Source organism: Micromonospora sp. KC606, assembly GCF_004348675.1.
Lineage (GTDB): Bacteria > Actinomycetota > Actinomycetes > Mycobacteriales > Micromonosporaceae > Micromonospora.
The window spans coordinates 1-6,535 of the sequence record NZ_SMKN01000278.1 but is presented as its reverse complement, the minus strand read 5'-3'; the positions used below and the strand labels follow the sequence as shown (position 1 = coordinate 6,535).

Here is a 6,535-nt window from a genome sequence, read left to right as displayed (position 1 = left end):
GGCCGGGACAGGCGAGGGACGAAGGCGGCCCAGGGGGCGGGACGGCGCACGGTGGCGCGGTTCGCGGGACGCATAGGCTGAGCGGATGGTTGACCGCACGGATCCCGGCCCGACCGCGGCGAGCGTGCAGCGGGCGCTGCGCCGGGCGGCCACCGGGCGCGCGCTGGACGTCGAGGAGGCGACTTCGCTGCTGGCGGCACGCGGGCCCGAGTTGGACGAACTGCTCCGAATCGCCGGGGAGATTCGCGACGCGGGTCTGCGCGACGCCGGCCGGCCGGGTGTGGTGACGTACTCGAAGAAGGTCTTCGTTCCGCTTACCCGGCTCTGCCGGGACCGTTGCCACTACTGCACCTTCGCCACCGTGCCGCACCGGCTGCCGGCTGCCTTCCTGGAGCAGGAGGAGGTGCTGGCGATCGCCCGCGAGGGTGCGGCGCTGGGTTGCAAGGAGGCCCTGTTCACCCTCGGTGACCGGCCGGAGCAGCGCTGGCCGGCGGCCCGGCGCTGGCTGGACGAGCGGGGCTACGACTCCACTCTGGACTACCTGCGCGCCTGCGCGGTCGCCGTGTTGGAGGAGACGGGACTGCTGCCGCACCTCAACCCGGGTGTGCTCTCCTGGTCGGAGCTGCAACGGCTCAAGCCGGTGGCGCCGAGTATGGGGATGATGCTGGAGACCACCGCCACCCGGCTGTGGTCGGAGCCGGGTGGGCCGCACTTCGGTTCGCCGGACAAGGAGCCCGCCGTCCGGCTGCGGGTGCTGGACGACGCCGGCCGGGTGGGGGTGCCGTTCACCACCGGCATCCTGGTCGGTATCGGTGAGACACCCGCCGAACGGGTCGACGCGATCTTCGCGATCCGCCGGGTACACCGGGAGTACGGCCACCTCCAGGAGGTGATCGTGCAGAACTTCCGCGCCAAGCCGGACACCGCGATGCGGGGCATGCCCGACGTCGAGTTGCACGACCTGGCGGCGACCGTGGCGGTGGCCCGGGTGCTGCTCGGCCCGAAGGCTCGCATCCAGGCCCCGCCGAACCTGATCGAGGGGGAGTACGACCTTCTCCTGCGCGCCGGCATCGACGACTGGGGCGGGGTCTCCCCGCTGACCCCGGACCACGTCAACCCGGAGCGGCCCTGGCCGCACCTCGACGAGCTGGCCCGGCACACCGAGAAGTCCGGTTTCACGTTGCGTGAGCGGCTGACGGTCTATCCGGAGTACGTCCGGGCCGGTGATCCGTGGCTGGACCCGCGCCTGTCACCGCATGTGCGGGCGCTGGCCGATCCGTCGACCGGGCTCGCCGTGGAGGAGGCCCGGCCGGTGGGCCGCCCGTGGCAGGAGCCGGAGGAGGTCTTCGGCGGCCGGGTCGACCTGCACGCCACCATCGACACCACCGGCCGTAGCGGTGACCGGCGGGGCGACTTCGACAGCGTCTACGGCGACTGGTCGGAGGTGGCCGGCAGGGTCAGCGCGCCGGCGTCCACCTCGGGCGACCCCGAGGTGCGGGCGGGCCTGCGGCTGGCGGCGGACGACCCGACCGCGTTGCTCGCACCGGAGAACGAGGCGAAGGCGCTGGCGCTCTTCGGTGCGGACGGCCCGGCGCTGGACGAGCTGTGTCGACTCGCCGACGAGGTACGGCGGGACACGGTCGGCGACGACGTCACCTACGTGGTCAACCGCAACATCAACTTCAGCAACGTCTGCTACGTGGGTTGCCGGTTCTGCGCCTTCGCCCAGCGGGAGCGGGACGCCGACGCGTACCGGCTCTCGGTGGAGCAGGTCGCCGACCGGGCGGAGGAGGCGTGGGCGGCCGGGGCGAGCGAGGTCTGCCTCCAGGGCGGCATCGACCCGCAGATGCCGGTGACCGGCTACGCCGACCTGGTACGGGCGATCAGGGCGCGGGTGCCGGGAATGCACGTGCACGCCTTCTCGCCGATGGAGATCGTCACCGCCGCCGCCAAGGCCGGCGTGTCGGTGCGGGAGTGGCTGACCCGGTTGCGCGAGGCGGGGCTGGACAGCATCCCCGGTACCGCCGCCGAGATCCTCGACGACGACGTGCGCTGGGTGCTCACCAAGGGCAAGCTGCCGGCCGCCGCCTGGGTCGAGGTGGTCAGCACGGCCCACGAGCTGGGCATCCGGTCCAGCTCCACGATGATGTACGGCCACGTCGACCATCCCGGCCAGTGGCTGGGCCACTTCCGGGTGCTGGCCGGGGTCCAGGACCGCACCGGCGGGTTCACCGAGTTCGTGGCCCTGCCGTTCGTGCACACCAACGCGCCGATCTACCTCGCCGGCATCGCCCGCCCCGGGCCGACGTGGCGGGAGAACCGGGTGGTGCACGCGATGGCCCGGCTGCTGCTGCACGGCCGGATCGACAATATTCAGTGCTCGTGGGTGAAGCTCGGTGACACCGGCACGGTCGCGATGCTCCAGGGCGGCTGCAACGACCTGGGCGGCACGCTGATGGAGGAGACGATCTCCCGGATGGCCGGTTCCGGCAACGGGTCGGCGCGTACCGAGGAGCAGTTGCGGGCCATCGCGGCGGCCGCAGGGCGGCCGGCGCGCAAACGGACGACCGCCTACGGTCATCGAACCGGATAGCGTCGAACCTTTCGGACGCGGGAGCCGTACCACTGTGCGCCGGCGGCGGTTGAGGCGAGGGCCGCCGCCGGCGACCTCGCGCTCCACCCCGCGTGCGCCCGCGCGCCGGAGGAAAGGTTCCCCATGACGAGTGAAGTGCGGAAGCGACGCTGGCCGCGACTGACCCGCCGGCAGACGTTGACCGCCGCGGCGAGCGCCACCCTGGGTGCCGCCGCGCTTACCGTGACAGGCGTCTCGGCCGCGCAGAACGCCCCGTCGGCGTCGGGAAGGAAGGACGAGCCGATCGTCGTGCACCTGCGTGACGCGGCTTCCGGGACGATGGACGTCTTCGTCGGCGCCTCCCGGTACGAGGTACGCGACAAGGATCTGGCGGACCAGCTGCGCCGCGCCGCGAAGCGCTGACCGTTCCCCCTCCGTCCTGGCCCGGCGCCGACTCGCGGTGTCCGGCCCTCCCGCATGCCCCACTCCGCCGATCCCGTAAAGGTGGTCCGCCATGTCCTCCCACCGCGAAGCACCGGAGATAAGCAAGGACCCGGTCGCCGACAGCTCCGACCTGTACGCCTTCGTCACCCCCGACCGGCCTGACTCGGTGACGCTGATCGCCAACTACGTGCCGTTGCAGCTCCCCTCGGGCGGACCGAATTTCTTCGAGTTCGGCGACGACGTGCGGTACGAGATCCACATCGACAACGACGGTGACGGTCACCCCGACGTGACCTACCGTTTCGAGTTCACCACCGAGATCACCAATCCCAACAGCTTTCTCTACAACACCGGGCCGATCGACTCGTTGGACAGCAAGAACTGGAACCGTCGGCAGTTCTACCGGCTGACCCGGGTGGCCGACGGCCGGGAGCACGTGCTGGCGAACAGGTTGCCCTGCCCGCCGTGCAACGTCGGGCCGCTGTCCACCCCGAAGTACAACGATCTGGTCGGCCAGGCGACGTTCCGCCTGTCCACCGGGGAGAAGGTCTTCGCCGGGCAGCGCGCGGACGGCTTCTTCGTCGACCTGGGCGCGATCTTCGACCTGGGTACGCTCCGGCCGTTCCAGCAGCTCCACGTGGCCGGAAAGAAGATCTTCAAAGAGGCGGGTGACCCGGTCAACGCCCTGGACCGGATGAACGTCCACAGTATCGCGGTGCAGGTGCCGCTGAACCGGGTACGCCGCAGGTCCAACCGGTACGGCCAGGCCGACCGTGCCTCGATCATCGGTGTGTGGACCACCGCGTCGCGCCAGCAGGTGCGGATCCTCGGCGACCGCGTCGCCAAGGACTCGGCGACCGGCCCGTGGACGCAGGTGTCGCGACTCGGCAACCCGTTGTTCAACGAGGTCATCGTGCCGATGGCGCAGAAGGATCTGTGGAACACGCTGCCGCCGTCGGAGGACAAGCGCTTCGCCAGGTTCGTCGAGCAGCCGGAGTTGGCCGCCCTGCTCCCCGCGCTCTACCCGGACGTCTTCCCCAACCTGGACAGGCTGAACAAGTCGAAGAAGGCACGGGCCGACCTGGCGGCGATCCTGCTCACCGGCATCCCCTCGGGCCTGATCGACGGTTTCACCAACAACACCGGTGACGTGCAGGCCGACATGCTGCGGCTGAACACGGCGATCAGGCCGAGCGCGCGGCCGAACGCGCTCGGTGTGCTCGGCGGCGACCTGGCCGGCTTCCCCAACGGCCGGCGGGTGACCGACGACGTGGTGACGATCTCCCTGCGGGCGATCGCCGGGCTCACCGTTCCGCTGGTGGACAAGAACTTCAAGCCGGACGCCGCGGCGAGCGCCGTCACCCCCGGCCTGAGCGCAGCCGACGTCACCGCGCCGTTCCTGCGCAACTTCCCCTTCCTCGGCACGCCGTACGACGGGTTCAACAACCCGTCGGCGTCGGGCTCCTGACCGGACGGAGAGGCCGATGCACGAGCACCACCACCGGTACGGGCCGACGGAGAGCGGGACCGTCATGCTCGACATCGGCGCGGACACCGGTGCGCTGATCATCTATACCGGACGGGAGCAGCACGGCCGCGAAATCGAGATCAGTCGAACCGACGTGCCCGGCGGGGGGCGGACTCACGTGGCGGTGCGTGAGCGAATCGTCCGGGACGGTGTGTTCCACAGTGCTGTCTACCCGGACCTGCCCGCAGGGCGATATACCGTCTGGTGGGACGACGACACGCCCGCCGGAGCGATCTCCGTCACCGGTGGCGCGATCGCCGAATTCGTCTGGCCCAGCAGCGCACCGCCGGGATCGCGCTGATCGCCGCACCGGGTCCGACCGACGCGCTCCGTCCAAAATGTGGACGGGGCGCTGTCGGCTTTTCCGGCCTCGACAGGCGGCTCGCGGCGAACCGCGTTAACCTGTGCCCCACCGAGATCCTGATCTTGGTTGGCTGGTCCACCGGAGCCTCCGCCGGCGTGCCCCGGCGGCGTCCACGGTGGTGACGCCACGGCAGAAATTCGGGGCAACTCGCCGGAGAGGGCGTTACTCGTCCGGGGTCTGAATCGATAGGGCAGGTTGCGAGGCCGGGCGACCGAAGTGGCCGTCCGGGGTGGTGTCGGGAGGGCGACTCCATTATCAAGTTCCGCTTGACGGCGCACGCATTACACGCGTGTAATTTGAATGGGGTTGTTCGCGCGGAACGCAACAAATCGGGACCGTACGGACAAGCACGCCTTTCGCGTGGGGGGTTGCAGCGGCGGTGACGCCGGTGCGCGACAAGGAGGCATCTGATGGACGGCCAGCTCGAGGTGGCCGACCTGCTCGGAAACGCGCCGGAGTGGCAGGAGCGGGCGCTGTGCTCGCAGACCGACCCGGAGGCGTTCTTTCCTGAGAAGGGCGGCTCGACCCGCGAGGCGAAGCGGATCTGTTCGCGGTGTGAGGTCAAGACGGAATGTCTCGAATACGCTCTCGGCCACGACGAGCGGTTCGGGATCTGGGGCGGGCTCTCCGAGCGGGAGCGGCGCAAGCTCAAGCGGCGGGCCGCCTGAGTTGAGATCGGGCCGGGGCGGTGGGGGCCGCCCGGCTCACGCCCCGGGTGCACCGCCTGGCCGGTGGCGACGGTCGCGGCTTTTGTGGGGTCGTCCCGACCAGGGTCAGGCAAGTTCGTCCGGGTCGACCCCGAGCAGGTTCGCCACCTGCTCGATGATCACGTCGTGCACGAGGTCGGCGAGGTCCTCCCGGTCCATCGCCCGAAACTCCAGCGGACGGCGGTAGAGCACGATCCGGGGCGGCACCTCCTGCCGGCCGGGTCGCCCCGGCAGCAGCCGGGCCAGCGGCACCTCACCGTCCTCGAGCACGTCGGAGTCGTACACGTTCAAATCCGGCGGGACGTCCTCGACGGCGAACTCGACGCCGGCCAACTCCTTGGCGAAGCGGCGCTCCAGTGTCTCGACGGTGTCGAGCACGAGATCGTCGAAGACCTCGGCCTTGGTGCGGGCCAGCGGCACGGTCGCCGGAACCAGCCGCCCGCGCAGCCCGCGACCTCGGCGGTCGCGGTGGGTGCGCCGGCCGGGGCCGGGGCGGCGGTGTTCCGGGCTTGTCATGTGGCAAAGGGTAGCTGCCGGCTCGGCCTGGCCTGCGGCAGCGCCACATCGACGGCGCGCCGGGTCGAATTGTGATCACCGTGACGGGCGTGTCGCAACGCGAACCGGTGCGCCGGACCCGGTAATGGGGATACCCTGCCGCCGTGAGGTCACCACGGCGCTGCTCTCGTAACGGCTGCCCCCGGCAAGCGGTCGCCACGCTGACCTATGTCTACAACGAGTCGACGGCCGTGGTCGGCCCGCTGGCCGCGTTCGCCGAACCCCACACGTACGACCTGTGCGAGCCGCACGCGCGGAGCCTGACCGCCCCGCGGGGCTGGGACGTGGTTCGCCACGAGGGCGAGTTCGAGCCTCCGCCGCCCACCACCGACGACCTGGTCGCCCTGGCCGAAGCGGTGCGCGAG

The 6,535-nt window shown here is 70.7% G+C and carries 7 protein-coding genes; 6 read left to right on the top strand and 1 reads right to left on the bottom strand.

Annotated elements, in window-relative coordinates; all coding sequences use genetic code 11:
- Positions 1–85 precede the first annotated feature (85 nt).
- The 5 genes from E1193_RS29055 (at position 86) to E1193_RS29035 (ending at position 5,576) form a co-directional block, all read left to right on the top strand.
- Positions 86–2,593: a bifunctional FO biosynthesis protein CofGH gene (locus E1193_RS29055; protein WP_132186361.1), complete on the top strand. Its 2,508-nt coding sequence runs from the start codon at positions 86–88 to the stop codon at positions 2,591–2,593.
- Positions 2,594–2,716: 123 nt separating this feature from the next.
- Positions 2,717–2,995 (top strand): hypothetical protein, encoded by a 279-nt coding sequence (locus E1193_RS29050; RefSeq protein ID WP_132186360.1) that lies wholly within the window; start codon positions 2,717–2,719, stop codon positions 2,993–2,995.
- Between the two features lie 91 nt (positions 2,996–3,086).
- Positions 3,087–4,484, top strand: coding sequence for a DUF4331 domain-containing protein (locus tag E1193_RS29045; protein ID WP_132186359.1), 1,398 nt, complete (start codon positions 3,087–3,089; stop codon positions 4,482–4,484).
- 64 nt (positions 4,485–4,548) lie between these two features.
- Positions 4,549–4,845: a phospholipase gene (locus E1193_RS29040; protein ID WP_243707958.1), complete on the top strand. Its 297-nt coding sequence runs from the start codon at positions 4,549–4,551 to the stop codon at positions 4,843–4,845.
- Between the two features lie 473 nt (positions 4,846–5,318).
- Complete coding sequence (locus E1193_RS29035; protein ID WP_007455784.1) at positions 5,319–5,576, top strand: WhiB family transcriptional regulator; 258 nt, start codon at positions 5,319–5,321, stop codon at positions 5,574–5,576.
- A 105-nt stretch (positions 5,577–5,681) separates the two neighbouring features.
- Here E1193_RS29035 and E1193_RS29030 read toward each other — a convergent pair whose 3' ends face one another.
- Positions 5,682–6,131: a metallopeptidase family protein gene (locus tag E1193_RS29030; protein ID WP_132186357.1), complete on the bottom strand. Its 450-nt coding sequence runs from the start codon at positions 6,129–6,131 to the stop codon at positions 5,682–5,684.
- 143 nt (positions 6,132–6,274) lie between these two features.
- Between E1193_RS29030 and E1193_RS29025 the strand changes: the two genes are divergently transcribed.
- Positions 6,275–6,535: DUF3499 domain-containing protein (locus E1193_RS29025; RefSeq protein ID WP_132186356.1), on the top strand; the 261-nt coding region annotated here is incomplete at its 3' end.

Excerpts from the sequence above, each read along its gene's own strand:
- E1193_RS29050 (WP_132186360.1), top strand. The coding sequence starts at position 2,717 with ATGACGAGTGAAGTGCGGAAGCGACGCTGGCCGCGACTGACCCGCCGG.
- E1193_RS29055 (WP_132186361.1), top strand. The coding sequence starts at position 86 with ATGGTTGACCGCACGGATCCCGGCCCGACCGCGGCGAGCGTGCAGCGG.
- E1193_RS29040 (WP_243707958.1), top strand. The coding sequence starts at position 4,549 with ATGCTCGACATCGGCGCGGACACCGGTGCGCTGATCATCTATACCGGA.
- E1193_RS29045 (WP_132186359.1), top strand. The coding sequence starts at position 3,087 with ATGTCCTCCCACCGCGAAGCACCGGAGATAAGCAAGGACCCGGTCGCC.
- E1193_RS29035 (WP_007455784.1), top strand. The coding sequence starts at position 5,319 with ATGGACGGCCAGCTCGAGGTGGCCGACCTGCTCGGAAACGCGCCGGAG.
- E1193_RS29030 (WP_132186357.1), bottom strand. The coding sequence starts at position 6,131 with ATGACAAGCCCGGAACACCGCCGCCCCGGCCCCGGCCGGCGCACCCAC.